Raw genomic sequence first — 20,731 nt, 5'->3', positions numbered from 1 at the left:
GACTAAGGTAGCGGTAAATGACGTAGCCCGCAACGGCAAAGAAAAAGGGCCGGATATCCGGCCCTCGCACAGCAATAACATTACTCGTCAGCGTCATCCGCAACGTCGTCATCGCTTTCCGCTTCCGGGGCGATATCCTCATCCCCTTCCGCCACGCTGCCGTCGATAGCGTCGAGTTCTTCGTCATCTACCGGTTCAGCAACGCGTTGCAGACCCACCACGTTTTCATCTTCCGCCGTGCGGATAAGGATAACGCCCTGGGTATTACGTCCCACTACGCTGATCTCAGACACTCGGGTACGCACCAGAGTACCGGCATCCGTGATCATCATGATCTGGTCGCAATCGTCTACCTGTACCGCACCGACAACGGAACCGTTGCGCTCGGTCACTTTGATAGAGATAACGCCCTGCGTCGCACGAGACTTGGTCGGGTACTCGTCCGCTGCGGTACGCTTCCCGTAGCCGTTTTGCGTTACGGTCAGAATAGCGCCTTCGCCGCGTGGGATGATCAGAGAGACTACTTTATCGTCTCCCGCCAGCTTAATACCGCGCACACCGGTCGCGGTACGCCCCATCGCACGGACGGCGTCTTCTTTGAAGCGCACCACTTTACCCGCGGCCGAGAACAGCATGACTTCGTCAGAACCAGAAGTCAGGTCAACGCCAATCAGCTCGTCGCCGTCGTTGAGGTTCACCGCGATAATACCGGCGGAACGCGGACGGCTGAATTCGGTCAGCGCCGTTTTCTTCACGGTACCGCTGGCGGTCGCCATAAAGACGTTGACGCCTTCTTCGTACTCACGAACCGGCAGAATCGCGGTGATACGTTCGTTGGCTTCCAGCGGCAGCAGGTTGACGATCGGACGACCGCGCGCGCCGCGGCTGGCTTCCGGCAGCTGATAGACCTTCATCCAGTACAGACGGCCCCGGCTGGAGAAGCAGAGGATGGTGTCATGGGTGTTAGCCACCAGCAGGCGGTCGATAAAGTCTTCTTCTTTAATACGCGCGGCAGATTTACCTTTCCCACCACGACGTTGCGCTTCGTAATCCGTCAGCGGTTGATACTTGACGTAACCCTGGTGAGACAGCGTCACGACAACATCTTCCTGGCTAATCAGATCTTCGATATTAATATCGGCGCTGTTGGCGGTGATTTCGGTACGACGCTCATCGCCGAACTGATCGCGAATTAACTCCATCTCTTCGCGGATCACTTCCATCAGGCGATCGGCGCTGCCCAGAATGTGCAGCAATTCAGCAATCTGCTCCAGCAACTCTTTGTATTCGTCGAGCAGTTTTTCATGCTCCAGGCCGGTCAGTTTCTGCAAACGCAGATCCAGAATCGCCTGCGCCTGCTGTTCAGTCAGGTAGTACTGACCGTCACGCACGCCAAATTCTGGCTCCAGCCATTCCGGACGCGCGGCGTCATCACCGGCGCGCTCCAGCATCGCAGCAACGTTGCCTAGGTCCCACGGACGCGAAATCAGCGCCGCTTTTGCTTCCGCCGGCGTTGGCGCGCGGCGAATCAGTTCGATAATCGGGTCGATGTTAGCTAGCGCAATCGCCAGAGCTTCAAGGATATGCGCGCGGTCACGGGCTTTACGCAGTTCAAAAATAGTACGACGCGTCACCACTTCACGGCGGTGGCGCACGAACGCTGAAATGATGTCTTTCAGGTTCATGATCTTCGGCTGGCCGTGATGCAGCGCCACCATGTTAATACCGAAGGAAACCTGTAGCTGGGTCTGGGAGTAGAGATTATTAAGCACCACCTCGCCCACCGCATCGCGTTTCACTTCAATCACGATGCGCATACCGTCTTTGTCGGATTCGTCACGCAGCGCGCTGATGCCTTCCACGCGTTTATCTTTCACCAGCTCAGCGATTTTCTCGATCAGGCGCGCTTTGTTCACCTGATAGGGAATTTCATGGACGATGATGGTTTCACGGCCCGTTTTCGCGTCAGCTTCAACTTCCGCGCGGGCGCGGATGTACACTTTGCCACGACCGGTACGGTAGGCTTCTTCGATACCACGACGACCGTTGATGATCGCGGCGGTCGGGAAGTCCGGACCCGGAATATGTTCCATCAGCCCTTCAATGCTGATGTCTTCGTTGTCGATATACGCCAGGCAGCCGTTAATCACTTCCGTCAGGTTGTGCGGCGGGATATTCGTCGCCATACCTACTGCGATACCGGAAGAACCGTTCACCAGCAGATTCGGAATTTTGGTCGGCATGACGTCCGGAATTTTTTCCGTACCGTCATAGTTATCCACGAAATCCACCGTCTCTTTTTCGAGATCGGCCATCAGTTCGTGGGCGATTTTCGCCAGACGGATCTCCGTATAACGCATTGCCGCCGCGGAGTCGCCGTCAATAGAACCGAAGTTACCCTGACCATCCACCAGCATGTAACGCAGCGAGAATGGCTGCGCCATACGAACGATGGTGTCATACACTGCGGAATCGCCGTGGGGATGGTATTTACCGATTACGTCACCAACGACACGGGCAGATTTTTTATAGGCTTTGTTCCAGTCATTGCCCAATACGTTCATGGCGTAAAGTACGCGACGGTGTACCGGCTTCAGGCCATCTCGGACATCCGGCAGCGCACGGCCAACAATGACCGACATCGCATAATCCAGATAGGAGCTCTTCAGCTCTTCCTCAATGTTGACCGGTGTAATTTCTCTCGCAAGGTCGCTCATCTAACCGCTATCCCTCTACTGTATCCCGGATTCAAAGGTCGCAAATTATAACACATTCGCCCACGTACTGGTAAACGGAATGCAGCCAGACAATGCTTTATTCGGGTGCCGCATGCTCTCTTCATTTATAAGCGTGGTCCCGGCGTTTATCGGCGATCGGTTTCAGAGGCGACACAGGGGAGATCGGGGTCTGGCCAGGAAGAGGCTGGAAAATCAATACCTCCCGTGTATACCCGTCATACTTCAAGTTTCATGTGCGTTGGCGGCAAGTTACTAGGCCCATCCCTGGGCCCCGCCCCGTCGGGGTTAGCGCAAGCGCTGTTCAAGACGGTTAACCATTTTATCCTGCAACTCGAATTATTTAGGGGATATGCCGGAAGGCATAAACCATAATCAGTATCACCAGATGCTATTTAATCACATAGGCCAGGTATTCTTTCACTACCTCATCGTTTAATTCCTGACCCAATCCGGGCTGTTCCGGCGCGACATAATAGCCATTTTCCGGCTGATAATCGTGGGTACAAAGTTCCCGAATAGATGCTTTCATCGCATTGGTATGATGCTCATGAATAATAAAGTTGGGAATTGCTGTTTCCATATGCAGCGCGGCTACCGTGGAAACAGGACCGCCGCAAACATGCACCTGTACAGTGGTGTCATAAATATTAGCATAGTCACAGATTTTCTTTCCTTCGGTAATTCCGCCGCAGAGACACAAATCAGGTTGCGCTACGGCAATAGACTGCTTCTCCAGTAATTCCCTGTATCCCCATCTTGTGTAGGAACGCTCGCCAGTGGCGATTGGAATCGTTGTTGAACGGGAAACTTTCTGCATATTATCAGAATTTAATGGATGAATCGGTTCTTCATAAAGAAAGATACGATACTTTTCTATCGCCTTCGCAAATTGAATAGCTGAGTTTGTACCGAGAAGAGAATGGATTTCCACGATAATATCAGCATCATCCCCCATTGCTTCACGCATAGCGGCAATTCGCGCTTCCCCCATTTTTAATTGATCGGCCAGTAACAATCCTGAATAGTTACGATTTTTATTCTGAAAAACACAGTCATCGCCATTACGATCGATTTCGAGTGGATCCACTTTAATCGCATCATATCCATCGTCAAGAGCCGCACGCGCCGCCTCAGCATATTCATCAGGTGTCACTAATATCTGGCGTTTATCCCCCCAACCAAATTGTAACTGACTAGCATAGGTTCTTAATTTTTCATTAGTTTTCCCGCCAAGGAGCTGATAAACAGGTACACCTAAATATTTACCTTTGATATCCCAAAGAGCAATATCAATAGCGCTCATTCCGGCATAAAAAACGTTCCCGCCCCCCATCCCCCAAAAAGTCTTTCTGAAAAAGAACTCCCAAATTTTTTCGATATTTAGTGGATCTTCACCCACAATCAATGGCGCCAGATCTCTGATGATCCCTACGCCAGCTTTAGCGCCTGCGCCATAGGCCAGTCCTACTTCGCCAATACCACTTAATCCTGAGTCGGTATTCACCCGGATAAGTACTGGATTATAAGATGACATCGTTTGATCTCTTTTTTTTAATTCACAGTCAAAAACTTCAATAGACGTAATTTTCATAATTTCTCCATTTATCAGGTTCGTGATACAACATTTGTTTGTTGGCTTTTTTCTTTTTTCACATCAATTTTCATTAACGCCAGAACGGCTACCGCAGCGAAGCAAAGTATTGCCTCTACAATAAATATTCCTGTCGCACCATAATGAGTAGAAACGAATCCCAGTGACTTATTAATCAGGAATCCGCCAAGACTTGAACATGAGTTAATAAACGCAATGCTGATAGCCAACCCTGACGGCGACAATAATGCAGAAGGCAGCGCCCAGTAAGGTCCGTAATAGCTGAGGATCCCAACACCATAGAACGTTAGCCCCAGCATTCTCAGCGACATTGAGGGGACAAGAGCAATCATCAGAAAACCACAACCTGCCAGAAACATGGGTAATGCAGCATGCCATTTTCGTTCATTCTTTTTATCGGAATGCCAGCCCCACCAGGGCATGCTGAACATAGCGAAAATAAACGGAATACTCATGATTAAACCAACGTCAGTATCCGTAAAATCAGCTGAAAATCCCTTCACCAACCCCGGCAACCAGTAGTTTGCCGCCAGAGCAGCCGCCTGAATCAACATGTAGGCGAAAGAAAGCTGAAGCAAAACTGGATTTTTGATTACGGAAAGAAAGGATGAGTTGGTATTTTTATTTAATGCCGCTGCAGTTTCATTGTCAGTGCGTAATTTATTAACTAAGGCCGATATCTGCTGTGGCGTAAGCCATTTAGCCTTTTCTGGACTGTCAGGCAGTAAATAAAATGTCAGGATGCCAAGGAATACGGTAGGGATACCTTCAATAGCAAAAAGCCAGCGCCAGCCTTCATAATCCGGGGTATTCAAATGCTCGATGATCCAACCAGACATCGGCGCAGCCAATACCGATGCTACAGCAATAGATAACATGAAGAAACTATTGACTTTTCCGCGTTCACGAGCCGGGAACCAGCATGCAAGATAATAAACCATGCCCGGGAAAAAGCCAGCTTCAAATACCCCCAAAAAAATGCGAGCCAGCAAAATATGTTGAGTATCTTTAGCAAAAAAAATCAGCCCTGTTACCGCTCCCCAGCCGATAATAATGGAACTAATCCATTTTCTTGCACCAAGCTTTTGCAAGCCGATGCTACTCGGAATTTGAAAGATTAAATATGATATGAAGAATATAGAAGAAATATTAGCGAAATCCTCAGGCGTAATACCGAGAGATTCATTCATGCGTAATGCAGCAAACCCAATATTGACACGATCCATATAGTTAAAAAAGTAAAGAATAAAGGCCAAAGGAATGATTTTCCTTTTTACAATACGAATTGCATCGTATAAATTTTCTTGTGGACTACTCATTTTGCATCACCTTTTATGATTCAATGAATAAGGGTATTGACCGGAATCGATGTTACGTAAAAAACAATACAATTCAAAAGCTAATGTGTCATATCTGATATATCAGCAAGCAAACTTAATGAAATATACAATAACAACAATAAAGTATGTAAATTTTCTTATATCTGATATATTAGATCCGTTAATTTTGAATAAATTAATTACAATGGAGCCGGGTTTAACCATGGAGGAGAAGAAAATGAAAAATAGATTAAAGCGTGATTTTAGTCACATATCAATTGAAATACCCAAATCTATCACCCAGGTGATTAAAGAGAAAATAAGGGAGATGATTATCCATGGCGATTTCGATCTTGGGCAAGCGATCAGTGAAAATGAACTATCAAATATTCTGATGGTAAGTAAAACACCAATTCGTGAAGCTTTTATTTGGCTGAGCTATAATGAAAACCTGGTCAACATCATTCCCCGCAGTGGGACATTTGTTTTTTCTGTCACCGACGAGGATATCAATGATCTCATCAAAATGAGGGTTATCCTTGAACAGGGCGCAATTCGTGAAGCGATGGAGAAAAATGCTAACAATGTCATAGTCGAATTAAGCAATATTTTATCGAAGTCAGCAAAAATTAATGCAGAGCGAGATACGCAAGCTTACCTCAAACTGGATCATGATTTTCATTATGTTTTTGTGAAATATGCCGATAATAAATACATTTCACAAGCACACCTGTTGATCTCAGCACGTTTATTGGCAATTCGCTACAGACTGGATTTTACCGCTGAATATATCACCAGCTCTAACCGTGGACATGCCACTATTTTGGATATGTTAAAAAACAACAACGTCGAGGGCGTCTGTAATTTTATCACGCACCACATCGGTAGCGGTTTTACAGAACGCGCAAGAAAACTTCTTGCGCTGAAAGCGTAATAAAGACGGCAGTAGATATAACGCAGCGACTTTGCACCTGCTATACTGCCCCGATAGATCAATAGCGGAATCTCATGTACTCATGAACACTGAAAAACCGTCGGTAGCTCACAACGTTGACCATAATGAAATCGCCAAATTCGAAGCCGTCGCGTCGCGCTGGTGGGATCTGGAGGGCGAATTCAAGCCATTGCATCGCATCAACCCCCTACGCCTTGGCTACATTACTGAGCGCTCAGGCGGCCTGTTCGGTAAAAAGGTGCTCGACGTCGGCTGTGGCGGCGGTATTCTGGCGGAGAGCATGGCGCGCGAAGGCGCAACCGTCACCGGGCTGGATATGGGCTTTGAGCCTTTGCAGGTCGCCAAACTGCATGCGCTGGAAAGCGGCATCGAGGTAGAGTACGTGCAGGAGACGGTTGAGGAACATGCGGCAAAACACGCCCAGCAATACGACGTCGTCACCTGTATGGAAATGCTGGAGCATGTTCCCGATCCGCAATCGGTCGTCCACGCCTGCGCCCAACTGGTTAAACCCGGCGGCGAGGTGTTCTTCTCAACGTTGAACCGCAATGGAAAATCCTGGCTGATGGCGGTCGTCGGCGCTGAGTATATTCTGCGCATGGTGCCAAAAGGCACGCACGACGTGAAGAAATTCATTAAGCCTGCTGAACTGTTAAGCTGGGTAGATGAAACCGTCCTGAAAGAGCAACATATCACCGGGCTGCACTACAACCCGATAACCAATACTTTCAAACTCGGTCCCGGAGTAGACGTTAACTACATGTTGCATACCCGCGCTAAAAAAGCCTGACATCAAAGAATTTTCCTATAAGGGTTGCGTTAGATCATCGGGCGCAACCTTTCTCTTCGATGAAGAAATCAGCATTCGATCAAATTTTGATTTTTTTTTATGAATTGTTGACATCCTCTCCAGGCCTTATCAGACGCGCATTTAGCGATTCTTACGCTTTTGCAACCGCAATTTAACGCCAAAATCAACTCTTGTACTCAAAAGAATCCCTACTAGAATACTCACCATATAGCGTTTCACTTATCGATTACCCCCTATATATAGTATTTATCCACAGAGTTAGTCACAACGTGGCGTTGTGGATAAGCGGGGGGATATTTTTCTTTCACGGACAGGTAAACAGGTAGAAAACCACATGAATCAGAGTCTGCTGGTGACAAAGCGTGACGGCCGTACTGAGCGCATCAATCTCGACAAAATTCATCGCGTGCTTGATTGGGCGGCAGAAGGACTGAATAACGTATCGGTTTCTCAGGTCGAGCTACGCTCGCATATTCAGTTTTATGATGGGATTAAGACCTCCGATATCCATGAAACTATCATTAAGGCCGCCGCAGACCTGATCTCTCGCGATGCGCCGGATTATCAATACCTGGCTGCGCGTCTGGCGATTTTCCACCTGCGTAAGAAAGCCTTCGGCCAGTTTGAGCCGCCCGCACTTTACCACCATGTGGTAAAAATGGTTGAGCTTGGCAAATACGACAATCATCTGCTGGAAGACTACACGGAAGAAGAGTTCAAGCAGATGGATTCGTTTATCGTTCACGATCGCGATATGACCTTCTCCTACGCTGCCGTTAAGCAGCTGGAAGGGAAATATCTGGTGCAAAACCGCGTGACCGGCGAAATCTATGAAAGCGCGCAGTTCCTCTACATTCTGGTAGCGGCCTGCCTGTTCTCGAACTATCCGCGTGAAACGCGTCTTGACTATGTAAAACGTTTTTACGATGCGGTCTCTACGTTCAAAATCTCGCTGCCGACGCCCATCATGTCCGGTGTGCGTACCCCAACCCGTCAGTTCAGCTCCTGCGTACTGATCGAGTGTGGCGACAGTCTGGATTCCATCAACGCCACCTCCAGCGCGATTGTGAAATACGTTTCTCAGCGCGCCGGTATCGGCATCAACGCTGGCCGCATTCGTGCGCTGGGCAGCCCGATTCGTGGCGGCGAAGCCTTCCACACCGGCTGTATTCCGTTCTACAAGCACTTCCAGACGGCGGTGAAATCCTGCTCGCAGGGCGGCGTGCGCGGCGGCGCGGCGACACTGTTCTATCCGATGTGGCACCTGGAAGTGGAAAGCCTGCTGGTGCTGAAAAACAACCGCGGCGTGGAAGGCAACCGCGTACGTCACATGGACTACGGCGTACAGATCAACAAACTGATGTATACCCGCCTGCTGAAGGGCGGCGACATTACGCTGTTCAGTCCGTCCGATGTACCCGGGCTATACGATGCGTTCTTCGCCGACCAGGACGAATTCGAACGCCTGTACGTGAAATATGAAAACGACGACAGCATCCGCAAACAGCGTGTGAAAGCGGTCGAACTGTTCTCGCTGATGATGCAGGAACGCGCCTCTACCGGTCGTATCTATATCCAGAACGTTGACCACTGCAATACTCACAGTCCGTTCGATCCGGTTGTCGCCCCGGTACGCCAGTCTAACCTGTGTCTGGAGATTGCCCTGCCGACCAAACCGCTGAACGATGTCAACGATGAAAACGGCGAAATTGCGTTGTGTACGCTGTCTGCATTCAACCTGGGCGCCATTAAAACTCTGGACGAGCTGGAAGAACTGGCTATTCTGGCAGTACGCGCTTTGGATGCTCTGCTCGATTATCAGGATTACCCGATTCCGGCTGCCAAACGCGGCGCAATGGGCCGTCGTACGCTGGGCATTGGCGTGATTAACTTCGCCTACTGGCTGGCGAAAAACGGTAAACGTTATTCCGACGGCAGCGCCAATAATCTGACGCATAAAACCTTTGAAGCCATTCAGTACTATCTGCTTAAAGCGTCCAACGAACTGGCGAAAGAGCAAGGCGCCTGCCCATGGTTCAACGAAACCACCTATGCAAAAGGCATTTTGCCGATCGACACCTACAAAAAAGATCTGGATGCGATCGTCAACGAACCGCTGCACTACGACTGGGAACAGCTGCGTGAGTCGATCAAAACCCACGGTCTGCGTAACTCCACGCTATCGGCGCTAATGCCGTCGGAAACGTCGTCCCAGATCTCCAACGCCACCAACGGCATTGAGCCGCCGCGCGGCTACGTCAGCATCAAGGCCTCGAAAGACGGTATTTTGCGTCAGGTCGTGCCGGATTATGAGCATCTGAAAGACGCTTACGAACTGTTGTGGGAGATGCCGAACAACGACGGTTATCTGCAACTGGTGGGTATCATGCAGAAGTTTATCGATCAGTCGATTTCCGCCAATACCAACTACGATCCGTCACGTTTCCCGTCAGGAAAAGTGCCGATGCAGCAACTGCTGAAAGATTTGCTCACCGCGTATAAGTTTGGCGTGAAAACTCTGTACTATCAAAATACCCGCGACGGCGCGGAAGATGCGCAGGACGATTTGGCGCCTTCTATTCAGGACGATGGCTGCGAAAGCGGCGCTTGTAAGATCTGATGAATAGTGCCGGGTAGCGCTATGCTTACCCGGCCTACGATTGTACGGTTTGTAGGCCGGATAAGGCGCTTGCGCCGCCATCCGGCGCTCATCCCATAAAGGATTCACTTCAATGGCATACACCACTTTTTCACAGACGAAAAACGATCAGCTCAAGGAACCCATGTTCTTTGGCCAGCCGGTCAACGTTGCACGCTATGACCAGCAGAAATATGACATCTTCGAAAAACTGATCGAAAAACAGCTCTCTTTCTTCTGGCGTCCGGAAGAGGTCGACGTCTCCCGCGATCGTATCGATTATCAGGCGTTGCCGGAGCACGAAAAACATATCTTCATCAGCAACCTCAAATACCAGACGCTGCTGGATTCCATTCAGGGACGTAGCCCGAACGTCGCCCTGCTGCCGCTCATTTCCATCCCGGAGCTGGAGACGTGGGTAGAGACCTGGGCGTTTTCTGAGACGATTCACTCACGATCCTACACCCACATTATTCGTAACATCGTCAACGATCCGGCGGTCGTGTTTGACGATATCGTGACCAATGAGCAAATTCAGAAGCGCGCCGAAGGGATCTCCGCCTACTACGACGAACTTATTGAGATGACCAGTTACTGGCACCTGCTCGGTGAAGGCACCCATACCGTTAATGGCAAAACGGTTGTCGTGAATCTGCGTGAGCTGAAGAAAAAACTGTATCTGTGCCTGATGAGCGTGAACGCGCTGGAAGCCATCCGCTTCTACGTCAGCTTCGCCTGCTCTTTCGCATTTGCCGAGCGTGAACTGATGGAAGGCAACGCCAAAATTATCCGTCTGATCGCCCGTGACGAAGCTCTGCATCTGACCGGCACGCAACATATGCTGAACCTGTTGCGTAGCGGCGTGGACGACCCGGAGATGGCGGAAATCGCCGAAGAGTGTAAACAGGAATGTTATGACCTGTTCGTGCAGGCGGCGCAGCAGGAAAAAGAGTGGGCGGACTATCTGTTCCGCGACGGTTCGATGATCGGCCTGAATAAAGATATCCTGTGTCAATACGTTGAATATATTACTAATATTCGTATGCAGGCGGTAGGGCTGGATCTGCCGTTCCAGACCCGCTCCAACCCAATCCCGTGGATCAATACCTGGCTGGTGTCCGATAACGTTCAGGTCGCGCCACAGGAAGTGGAAGTTAGCTCTTATCTGGTCGGACAAATCGATTCGGAAGTCGATACCGACGATCTGAGTAATTTCCAGCTCTGATGGGACGCGTCACGCTGCGTATCACTGGCACACAGCTGCTGTGCCAGGATGAACACCCTTCTCTGCTGGCCGCGCTGGAATCGCATAACGTTGAGGTGGAGTATCAGTGCCGCGAAGGTTATTGCGGCTCCTGTCGTACCCGACTGGTTGCCGGTCAGGTTGACTGGATTACGGAACCTTTAGCGTTTATCCAGCCGGGAGAGATTTTGCCCTGCTGCTGCAGGGCAAAAGGCGATATCGAAATCGAGATGTAACTCAGTGCAACTCGCTGGTGGAAACCAAAGGCATCACGCCACGTTTTTTCATCTGCACGGCATACAGTGCGCCAGCGAGTACCACCAGCACCGCGCCAGCGACATAAATCATACGATAGCCAACCGACTCAACCATCATTCCCATGATAAAGGCGCCAATCGCCATTCCGGCATCCATCGCGTTAAAGAACAGTGAATTCGCCACGCCGATTTTATGCGGTTCAACCGAGCTGATAATTTGCGTCTGGAAAACCGGCGTGACCGAACCGTAGCCGATACCGATGAGACCGCCGGAAATAATCATCATGATGCTGCCATTGGTGTAGCCCAGCGCCACCAGACCGATGGTAAAAGCCAACAGACATGGGAAAACAACGTATTTCGGCCCTTTTTTATCACAAATATTCCCGGTGAAGGTACGGCATATCATCAGGAAAATCGCGTAGCACAGCAGGAAATTACTGGCCGCCGCCATTAAATCCAGCTCACGCGCATACAGCGCCAGGAAAGCCGACACGCCGGCATAGGAGAAAGTCATAAAAAAGGTGACCAGCGCAAAAGGCAAGGCGGCGCGGTCAAACATCGCGGCAAAACCCAGATTCGGTTTCGAACCATCGGCATGACGAATTACCGGAGGGACCGTCACAATCAGGGAAAGCACAATCCCTAACGCCGCTACAGCGGAACAAAGCCAGAATGCGGCAGTGAACGCGTTCCAGCGGGCCATATTCAAACCGATCCACGGTCCTACGACCATCGCCAGGCCCATCGCTAAAGAGAAAAAGCTGATGCCCTCTCCACGTCGGGAGGCCGGAATTAACCGCGCTGAAATAGTTCCTTTTACCGTGGTAATAACACCAAACGTAATCCCATGAAGTACGCGGATAAAGAGCAGCGACTCGATAGAATGGCAAACCGGATACAGCGCGGTAATCACCAAAAAAGCCAGAGAAGAGAGCACCAGAATCTTTTTATTCGAATATTTTCCCACCCACTGTCCGGCAAATGGCCGAATAACAATTGCCGCGGCCAGGAAACATGTCACTAACAGCCCGGCCTTATCTGCAGAAGCATGCAGGCGGTCAGCGATATAAATGGGTAATAAAGTTAGCAGTACATAAAAAACAAAAAAGATAATAAAACTTACTATGGTGATTGCCCAAAAATCCTTCGTCCATAATTTTTCTTTCATTCTTAACGACCCGCTCAGATGGCGCACGCAGGCAACGCTCAGCTCAACTGAACACCTATCAGGTGCGTCAAAATGTGATGTATTCGATAGAATCGCAGTATAAACAAGTGCACTCTATTAGAAAAATTAATCGTTTTAATTATATTGATTAGGTTTTACTAATGACGCTAACCCAAATCCACGCCCTGCTTGCCGTACTGGAGTACGGCGGATTTACCGAGGCCAGCAAACGGCTATACATGACGCAATCCGCCGTCAGCCAGGCCATCTCCGCGCTTGAGGAGGAGCTCGGCGTTGACATATTGATTCGTGAGCGTCGTAAAGAGATTGAGCTTACCGCCGCCGGTAGCCGCATCGTCAGGCACTTACGCGCGATCCAGCGCGACGTCAACGCGGTAAAAGAGATTGCCGAACAAGAAAAAAAGAACCCGGCCCGTACGCTACGGATTGGCTGTTTTCCCAGCGCCTGCGCCTGCATTTTACCCGGCGTCATTCGCTATTTTGAAAGCCATCATCCAAATGTAAAAATTATCCCCTATGAAGAGAACAGTACGGCTATTATTGATTCGCTGCAGGACGGAAGTATTGATGCCGGTTTCGTTCCTTTTCCGGTCAACGGTATGTATTGCGTCCCCATTTACCGGGATAAATTCACCGTAGTGGTGCCTGAAAATCATCCCCTGGCGGCCAATAGTACAGTAACGGTCGAAGAACTGATGGACGAACCACTTATTGTCAGTAAAGGTCGTTATGAATTAAGCATTATGGCGTTGTTTAAAGAAAAGGGTATTGAGCCGATATTTAAATATGAATTTAACCATCCCGATACTGCGCTGAATTTTATTCGCCAGGGATTAGGTATCGCCTTATTGCCAGAATTAACCTTAAAAGCCACGGCAGGAAAATTATGCTCCGTGGCGCTGGAACCCACCTTTTATCGACAAATTTCCCTGTTAGCAAAAGAACCGCCGGTAGAAGGAAGTCCGCTATTTTTATTACAAAAATGTATGGAAACACTGACCGATGAGGGGTTGCTATAAAACAACCCCGCCTGATGGTATTGCGTTTACCAGACTTACGCTGGCAAACGTTGCGCCAGGCCGGATGAGGCGTTTATGCCATCATCCGGCGCGTCACTTCGACTATGGCAAACCTTTAGTCATTTTTTTGCAGGAACATGACCGCCTTATCCGGGAAGTCAGTGAACAGCCCGTCGACGCCCGCCTTGTTATACAGGATGTCGTACAACTGATTGACGTCTGTGGCATAGTCCGGCAATTGATCGGCACGCACAGTGTAAGGATGCACTACCATCTTATTCTGATGCGCGTCTTGCACCATTCCAGTCAGCTTGATATTCCCTTTCGTTGAGCCTTCCGCAACCAGCATATGGTAATCCGGACCAATACCGTCCGCATATTCCGCCACCTGCTTCATAGCGCCCGGCTTAAACATCCAGTCGTAGTTGTAATTTACCCAACGACCGTCCGGCTGTTTCTGCTGTGTTTCATTCCAGTCGGTATACGCAATAAGTTGAACCAGATTGAGATCCATCCCCATTTTGGGTTCCAGTTCATTCTTAATACGTTTCAGCTCAGCGACATCAAAACACTGCAAATAGACATTGTCCTGCTTGCCGGTGTAACCATACTTCTTCAGCACTTCCAGCGTTTTCGCGGCAATATCTTTCCCTTCCTGATGATGGAACCACGGCGCTTTAATTTCCGGATAAATACCGATATTTTTACCGGTAGAATGATTTAATCCCTGAACGAATTCAATTTCCTCTTCAAAGGTATGAATGCGGAAATCAGATTTTCCCATCGGGAAACGGCCCGGATAAGTTTGTACTTTTTTGCCGTTTTCAATATCAAACCCTTCGGTAAACTTCAGGGATTTAATTTCATCCAGCGTAAAATCGATAGCGTAATAGCGCCCATCTTTACGCGCCCGGTCCGGAAAACGGTCAGCGACGTCAGTTACCCGGTCAAGGTAGTGGTCATGGAGGACGACCAGATGGTCGTCCTTTGTCATCACTAAATCCTGTTCCAGATAATCTGCCCCTTGCGCATACGCCATCGCTTTCGCCGGTAGCGTATGCTCCGGCAGATAACCGCTGGCGCCACGGTGGGCGATAACGACTTTTTCAGCCGCCACGGCGCCGCTTCCGATGGTCATTCCTGCCAACATTAACGCCACGCTAAGGTTTTTCAGTGTGGTTTTCATGTTATTAGCCTCCGTTGCGTTTTAACTGCAGCTCATCATGATGGCGTTTTTCACCAATCATCACGACCACCAGCAGGATTACCGCCAGAATGCTGCCGCCAATCATCACCATAAAGCCGCCATCCCAACCGAAGAAGTCAACGGTATAACCCACAATGGCGCTTGCAGCGACAGAACCGCCCAGGTAACCAAACAGACCGGTAAAGCCCGCCGCCGTACCCGCCGCTTTTTTCGGCGCCAGTTCCAGCGCGTGCAGACCGATCAACATTACCGGGCCGTAGATCAGGAAGCCGATGATAATCATACAAGCCATATCAACGTTCGGGTTTCCTGCCGGGTTCATCCAGTAAACGATGGTCGCAATAGTGACCAGGGTCATAAAGAACACGCCGGTCGCGCCACGGTTGCCGCGGAAGACTTTATCCGACATCCAGCCACACAGCAGCGTGCCCGGAATACCCGCGTATTCATACAGGAAGTAGGCCCAGGAGGATTTATCCAGTGCGAAATGCTTCACTTCTTTCAGGTAGGTCGGCGACCAGTCGAGGATGCCGTAGCGCAGCAGATAAACAAACACGTTGGCGATAGCGATGTACCACAACAGTTTGTTTGGCAGTACGTACTGCATGAAGATTTGCTTCGCGGTCAGCTCTTCTTCCGCTTTTTCGTTGTAGTCGTCCGGATAGTCGTTTTTATACTCTTCGATAGGCGGCAGACCGCAGGATTGCGGCGTATCACGCATCATTGCGAAAGCGAACAGCGCCACCACAATCGCGCCAAAGGCTGGCATATAGAGCGCCGCTTTCCAGTCGTTAAACCACGCCATCCCCAGCAGGAACAGCAGTGGCGGGATCCCGCCGCCGACGTTATGCGCACAGTTCCAGACCGACACAATGCCGCCGCGCTCTTTCTGCGACCACCAGTGAACCATCGTACGTCCGCACGGCGGCCACCCCATCCCCTGGAACCAGCCGCAAAGGAACAACAGTACAAACATCACGGCGATGCTGGATGTCGCCCACGGCACAAAGCCCATAAACAACATGACTGCTGCGGCCAGAATCAACCCTGCCGGCAGAAAAACGCGCGGATTCGAGCGATCGGACACCGAACCCATTATAAATTTCGAAAAACCATAAGCGATGGAAATCCCGGACAGCGCAAAGCCCAGATCGCCGCGTGAAAAACCCTGTTCTACCAGGTAGGGCATCGCGAGGGCAAAGTTCTTGCGCACCAGATAATACGCGGCATAGCCAAAGAATATCCCCAAGAAAATCTGCCAGCGTAATCGGCGATAGGTCGGATCAATCTCCGCCGCAGGCAAGCGCGCTTTATGCGGCGCTGGTTTAAAAATACTCAACATATTGTAGCCTCCGTGGCCCGTATTTTATTTAGAGGTAAACACCGCAGTTTGTTCAAACAACCCCGCTGCTCCCAGTGTGGCCGCGATGTTAAGTAAAGATACGTCACGTTAATGTGAATTACAGCACATATTGTTACAGATTTATGACTAATGTTCAGAAAGGCGCACGAAATCACGTTTCATTTTCGAATAGTGAGCGATTATGCGCGAAATCAAACATTCCATATGATTTGTATGGCTAAATGATAAAAAACGAACTGTGAGGAAAAACAATGAAAACTCGCGACTCGCAAGCAAGTGACGTGATTATCATTGGCGGTGGAGCAACAGGCGCAGGGATCGCCCGCGACTGCGCGCTGCGCGGTTTACGTGTCATTCTGGTGGAGCGGCATGATATAGCGACCGGCGCGACCGGGCGTAACCACGGGCTGCTGCACAGCGGCGCTCGTTATGCGGTTACCGATGCGGAATCCGCGCGCGAGTGCATTAGTGAAAACCAGATTTTAAAACGGATCGCCCGCCATTGCGTCGAACCGACGGATGGTCTGTTTATTACGTTGCCGGAAGATGATCTTGCGTTTCAGGCCACCTTTATTCGCGCCTGTGAAGCGGCAGGCATTCGCGCTGAAGCCATCGATCCGCAGCAGGCTCGCATCATCGAACCTTCCGTTAACCCTGCGCTCATCGGTGCGGTAAAAGTGCCGGATGGCACCGTGGACCCTTTCCGCCTTACCGCCGCCAATATGCTGGATGCCAGAGAACATGGCGCAATCGTGTTAACGGCGCATGAAGTGACCGGGCTCATTCGTGAAGGCGCAACAGTCTGCGGCGTCCATGTGCGCAACCATCTCACTGGCGAAACTCAGACGCTTCACGCGCCGGTGGTGGTCAATGCGGCAGGTATCTGGGGGCAACGGATCGCCGAATACGCCGACCTGAGTATTCGCATGTTCCCGGCGAAAGGCTCGCTGTTGATCATGGACCATCGGATCAACCAGCATGTCATTAACCGCTGCCGGAAACCATCGGATGCCGACATTCTGGTACCTGGCGATACGATTTCACTGATCGGCACCACCTCTACCCATATTGATTACAATGAGATAGACAGCAACCGCGTCACCGCAGATGAAGTCGATATCCTGCTGCGTGAAGGGGAAAAACTGGCCCCTGTCATGGCGAAGACGCGTATTCTGCGCGCGTATTCCGGCGTCCGCCCGCTGGTGGCCAGCGATGACGATCCCAGCGGTCGGAACGTCAGCCGCGGTATTGTGTTGTTCGACCACGCCGAGCGCGACGGGCTTGATGGCTTCATTACCATTACCGGCGGGAAGCTAATGACTTACCGCCTGATGGCGGAATGGGCGACCGACGCCGTGTGCCGCAAGTTGGGCAATACTCGCCCCTGCATCACGGCGGATACGCCGTTGCCTGGCTCAAAAGAGTCCACGGAACATACGCTGAAACGCATTATCTCGCTTCCCGCGCCGCTACGCGGATCGGCGGTTTATCGGCATGGCGATCGCACGCCGGGGTGGCTGAGCGAAGGCCGCCAACACCGTAGCCTGGTCTGTGAATGCGAGGCCGTCACGGCGGGGGAAGTGCAGTATGCCGTCGAAAACTTAACCGTGAACAGCCTGCTGGATCTGCGCCGTCGCACCCGCGTAGGGATGGGCACTTGCCAGGGCGAGCTATGCGCCTGCCGCGCGGCCGGGCTATTGCAGCGTTTTAATGTGACGACCGCGGCGCAATCTATTACGCAACTCTCTGAATTTCTGAATGAGCGTTGGAAAGGCGTACAACCTGTCGCCTGGGGAGACGCGCTGCGCGAAAGCGAATTCACGCGCTGGGTTTATCAGGGATTATGCGGTCTGGAGAAGGAGCACCAGGATGAAATTTGATACGGTTATTATGGGCGGCGGTCTCGCCGGTTTGCTGTGCGGACTGCAACTCCAGCAGCATGGATTACGCTGCGCCATCGTCACCCGCGGACAAAGCGCGCTGCATTTTTCCTCCGGCTCGCTGGATCTGCTCAGCACCCTGCCCGACGGCCAACCGGTGACCGACATTACCGCCGGGCTTGATGCGCTGCGCCGCCAGGCGCCTGAACATCCTTATTCGCGTTTAGGTGCGCAAAAAGTCCTTACGCTGGCGCAACAGGCGCAAACGCTACTTAACGCCAGCGGCGCGCAGTTATACGGCGACGTACAGCAGGCGCACCAGCGTGTCACGCCGCTTGGCACATTGCGTTCAACCTGGCTTAGCTCGCCGGAAGTACCGGTCTGGCCGTTATCCGCACAGCGAATTTGCGTCGTCGGCGTTAGCGGATTACTGGATTTCCAGGCGCACCTTGCGGCAGCGTCGCTGCGTCAACGCGATCTCAACGTGGAAACCGCAGAAATCGACCTTCCGGAACTGGACGTACTGCGTGATAACCCGACGGAATTTCGCGCGGTCAATATTGCGCGTCTGCTTGATAACGAAGAAAAATGGCCACTGCTGTACGACGCGCTGTCGCCAATAGCGACAAACTGCGACATGATCATCATGCCCGCCTGTTTCGGGCTGGCGAACGATACGCTGTGGCGCTGGCTTAACGAACGTCTGCCCTGCGCGCTCACGCTGCTGCCGACGCTGCCGCCATCGGTGCTCGGTATTCGTCTGCACAATCAGCTCCAGCGCCAGTTTGTCCGTCAGGGCGGCATCTGGATGCCGGGCGATGAAGTGAAGAAAGTCACCTGCCGTCGCGGTACCGTGAGCGAAATATGGACCCGCAACCATGCCGATATCCCACTGCGCCCGCGTTTTGCCGTACTTGCCAGCGGTAGCTTCTTTAGTAGCGGTCTGGTTGCCGAGCGCGAAGGGATCCGCGAACCTATTTTAGGGCTCGACGTACAGCAAACGGCCACCCGCGCCGAATGGTATCAACAACATTTCTTCGACCCACAGCCCTGGCAGCAGTTTGGCGTCGTGACGGATGACGCTTTCCGCCCCTCCCTTGCGGGCAACACGGTAGAAAATCTGTATGCAATAGGTTCTGTGCTGGCGGGATTCGATCCTATAGCTGAGGGATGCGGCGGCGGCGTCTGCGCAGTCAGCGCCCTCCAGGCCGCGCACCATATCGCTGAGCGTGCAGGAGAACAGCAATGAGCGACACACGTTTTGAAAGTTGTATTAAATGTACGGTGTGCACCACCGCGTGCCCGGTCAGCCGCGTTAATCCAGGCTACCCTGGCCCTAAACAGGCCGGACCGGATGGCGAACGCCTGCGTCTGAAAGACGGCGCGCTGTATGATGAGGCGCTGAAATATTGCATTAACTGCAAACGGTGTGAGGTCGCCTGTCCGTCGGACGTGAAGATTGGCGATATCATCCAGCGCGCCCGCGCGAAATACGATACGACGCGCCCGTCATTGCGTAACTTTATTCTCAGCCATACCGATCTGATGGGCAGCGTTTCAACGCCGTTCGCGCCGGTGGTCAATACCGCCACCGCATTAAAGCCAGTGCGCCAGTTGCTTGATTATGCGCTCAAAATCGATCATCGCCGCACCTTACCAAAATACTCTTTCGGCACCTTCCGCCGCTGGTATCGTAGCGTAGCGGCGCAGCAGGCTAAATACAAAGATCAGGTCGCCTTTTTCCATGGCTGTTTTGTGAATTACAACCATCCGCAGCTCGGAAAAGATCTGATTAAGGTGCTGAACGCAATGGGTACCGGCGTACAGTTACTGAGTAAAGAGAAGTGTTGCGGCGTACCGCTGATCGCTAACGGTTTTACGGATAAAGCTCGCAAGCAGGCTATCAGCAATGTGGAGTCGCTACGCGAGGCGATTGCCGTCAAAGGTATTCCGGTCATCGCCACGTCATCCACCTGTACGTTTGCGTTGCGCGATGAATATCCTGAAGTGCTGGACGTGGACAACGCCGGGCTGCGCGAACATATCGAGCTGGCCACCCGCTGGCTATGGCGCAAACTGGATGCCGGGAAAACGCTGCCGCTTAATCCTTTGCCGCTGAAAGTGGTCTACCATACGCCGTGTCATATGGAAAAAATGGGCTGGACGCTTTACACGCTTGAATTATTGCGGCAAATTCCGGGGCTTGAATTGACGGTACTTGATTCACAGTGCTGCGGCATTGCCGGTACGTATGGATTTAAAAAGGAAAACTATCCGACATCACAGTCCATCGGCGCGCCGCTGTTCCGCCAGATTGAAGAGAGCGGCGCCGACATTGTCGTCACCGATTGTGAAACCTGTAAGTGGCAAATTGAGATGTCTACAAGCAAACGCTGCGAACATCCCATTACGCTACTGGCCCAGGCGCTCGGCTAAGTAAAAAGCGCCGGAGCCCCTCCGGCGCTATTACCCTACTCACCAGGGCCGATTTTCCATC

15 protein-coding genes are annotated in these 20,731 nt (G+C 51.3%); 9 read left to right on the top strand and 6 right to left on the bottom strand.

Annotated features, from left to right (window positions below; all coding sequences use genetic code 11):
* Window positions 1-80: 80 nt before the first annotated feature.
* The 3 genes from gyrA to NBA72_RS22855 all read right to left on the bottom strand — a co-directional run bounded on the left by gyrA (window position 81) and on the right by NBA72_RS22855 (window position 5,669).
* Window positions 81-2,717 carry a DNA topoisomerase (ATP-hydrolyzing) subunit A gene (gyrA, locus tag NBA72_RS22865; protein WP_001281271.1) on the bottom strand — a complete coding sequence of 879 codons (2,637 nt, stop codon included), beginning with the start codon at window positions 2,715-2,717 and terminating at the stop codon, window positions 81-83.
* Between the two features lie 409 nt (window positions 2,718-3,126).
* Window positions 3,127-4,329 carry a mandelate racemase/muconate lactonizing enzyme family protein gene (locus NBA72_RS22860; RefSeq protein ID WP_000705581.1) on the bottom strand — a complete coding sequence of 401 codons (1,203 nt, stop codon included), beginning with the start codon at window positions 4,327-4,329 and terminating at the stop codon, window positions 3,127-3,129.
* Between the two features lie 14 nt (window positions 4,330-4,343).
* Complete coding sequence (locus tag NBA72_RS22855) at window positions 4,344-5,669, bottom strand: MFS transporter (RefSeq protein ID WP_000098078.1); 1,326 nt, start codon at window positions 5,667-5,669, stop codon at window positions 4,344-4,346.
* A 49-nt stretch (window positions 5,670-5,718) separates the two neighbouring features.
* Between NBA72_RS22855 and NBA72_RS22850 the strand changes: the two genes are divergently transcribed.
* The 5 genes from NBA72_RS22850 (at window position 5,719) to yfaE (ending at window position 11,552) form a co-directional block, all read left to right on the top strand.
* The gene (locus NBA72_RS22850; protein ID WP_000944714.1) at window positions 5,719-6,603 is read left to right on the top strand and encodes a GntR family transcriptional regulator; all 885 of its coding nucleotides are present in this window, start codon (window positions 5,719-5,721) and stop codon (window positions 6,601-6,603) included.
* A gap of 82 nt (window positions 6,604-6,685) precedes the next feature.
* A complete protein-coding gene (gene ubiG / locus NBA72_RS22845) occupies window positions 6,686-7,414 on the top strand; it encodes a bifunctional 2-polyprenyl-6-hydroxyphenol methylase/3-demethylubiquinol 3-O-methyltransferase UbiG (protein ID WP_001091009.1) in 729 nt (242 codons plus the stop codon).
* Window positions 7,415-7,769: 355 nt separating this feature from the next.
* Window positions 7,770-10,055: a class 1a ribonucleoside-diphosphate reductase subunit alpha gene (gene nrdA, locus NBA72_RS22840; RefSeq protein WP_001076494.1), complete on the top strand. Its 2,286-nt coding sequence runs from the start codon at window positions 7,770-7,772 to the stop codon at window positions 10,053-10,055.
* A 112-nt stretch (window positions 10,056-10,167) separates the two neighbouring features.
* Entirely contained in the window at window positions 10,168-11,298 is a 1,131-nt protein-coding gene (gene nrdB / locus NBA72_RS22835; protein WP_000332026.1) for a class Ia ribonucleoside-diphosphate reductase subunit beta, read from the top strand.
* Window positions 11,298-11,552 carry a ferredoxin-like diferric-tyrosyl radical cofactor maintenance protein YfaE gene (yfaE, locus tag NBA72_RS22830; protein ID WP_000533921.1) on the top strand — a complete coding sequence of 85 codons (255 nt, stop codon included), beginning with the start codon at window positions 11,298-11,300 and terminating at the stop codon, window positions 11,550-11,552. The genes nrdB and yfaE overlap by 1 nt, the downstream gene beginning before the upstream one ends.
* 1 nt (window position 11,553) lies before the next feature.
* Here yfaE and NBA72_RS22825 read toward each other — a convergent pair whose 3' ends face one another.
* Window positions 11,554-12,744 carry an MFS transporter gene (locus tag NBA72_RS22825; RefSeq protein WP_000660247.1) on the bottom strand — a complete coding sequence of 397 codons (1,191 nt, stop codon included), beginning with the start codon at window positions 12,742-12,744 and terminating at the stop codon, window positions 11,554-11,556.
* A 161-nt stretch (window positions 12,745-12,905) separates the two neighbouring features.
* Here NBA72_RS22825 and NBA72_RS22820 point away from each other — a divergent pair, with 161 nt between their 5' ends.
* Window positions 12,906-13,784 carry a LysR family transcriptional regulator gene (locus tag NBA72_RS22820; protein WP_000176718.1) on the top strand — a complete coding sequence of 293 codons (879 nt, stop codon included), beginning with the start codon at window positions 12,906-12,908 and terminating at the stop codon, window positions 13,782-13,784.
* Window positions 13,785-13,899: 115 nt separating this feature from the next.
* Here the strand turns inward: NBA72_RS22820 and glpQ are convergent, their stop codons facing one another.
* Together glpQ and glpT are read right to left on the bottom strand one after the other, a co-directional pair.
* Window positions 13,900-14,970 carry a glycerophosphodiester phosphodiesterase gene (glpQ, locus tag NBA72_RS22815; protein WP_000858952.1) on the bottom strand — a complete coding sequence of 357 codons (1,071 nt, stop codon included), beginning with the start codon at window positions 14,968-14,970 and terminating at the stop codon, window positions 13,900-13,902.
* A gap of 4 nt (window positions 14,971-14,974) precedes the next feature.
* On the bottom strand, window positions 14,975-16,333 hold the full coding sequence (glpT, locus tag NBA72_RS22810; RefSeq protein WP_000948739.1) for a glycerol-3-phosphate transporter: 1,359 nt from the start codon (window positions 16,331-16,333) through the stop codon (window positions 14,975-14,977).
* A gap of 272 nt (window positions 16,334-16,605) precedes the next feature.
* On the opposite strand from glpT, the gene glpA reads away from it, so the two are divergent.
* The 3 genes from glpA to glpC are packed head-to-tail and all read left to right on the top strand — an operon-like array spanning window position 16,606 to window position 20,670.
* On the top strand, window positions 16,606-18,234 hold the full coding sequence (gene glpA, locus NBA72_RS22805; protein WP_000857205.1) for an anaerobic glycerol-3-phosphate dehydrogenase subunit A: 1,629 nt from the start codon (window positions 16,606-16,608) through the stop codon (window positions 18,232-18,234).
* On the top strand, window positions 18,224-19,483 hold the full coding sequence (glpB, locus tag NBA72_RS22800; RefSeq protein WP_000667162.1) for a glycerol-3-phosphate dehydrogenase subunit GlpB: 1,260 nt from the start codon (window positions 18,224-18,226) through the stop codon (window positions 19,481-19,483). The genes glpA and glpB overlap by 11 nt, the downstream gene beginning before the upstream one ends.
* Window positions 19,480-20,670 carry an anaerobic glycerol-3-phosphate dehydrogenase subunit GlpC gene (gene glpC / locus NBA72_RS22795; protein WP_001285726.1) on the top strand — a complete coding sequence of 397 codons (1,191 nt, stop codon included), beginning with the start codon at window positions 19,480-19,482 and terminating at the stop codon, window positions 20,668-20,670. Before glpB ends, glpC begins: the two co-directional genes overlap by 4 nt.
* The last annotated feature ends 61 nt before the right edge of the window (window positions 20,671-20,731 follow it).

The organism is Salmonella sp. NW1250, assembly GCF_051812965.1.
Taxonomy (GTDB): Bacteria; Pseudomonadota; Gammaproteobacteria; order Enterobacterales; family Enterobacteriaceae; genus Salmonella; species Salmonella enterica.
The sequence above is the reverse complement of the archived record's forward strand: the minus strand, read 5'-3'. Positions and strand labels throughout refer to the sequence as shown.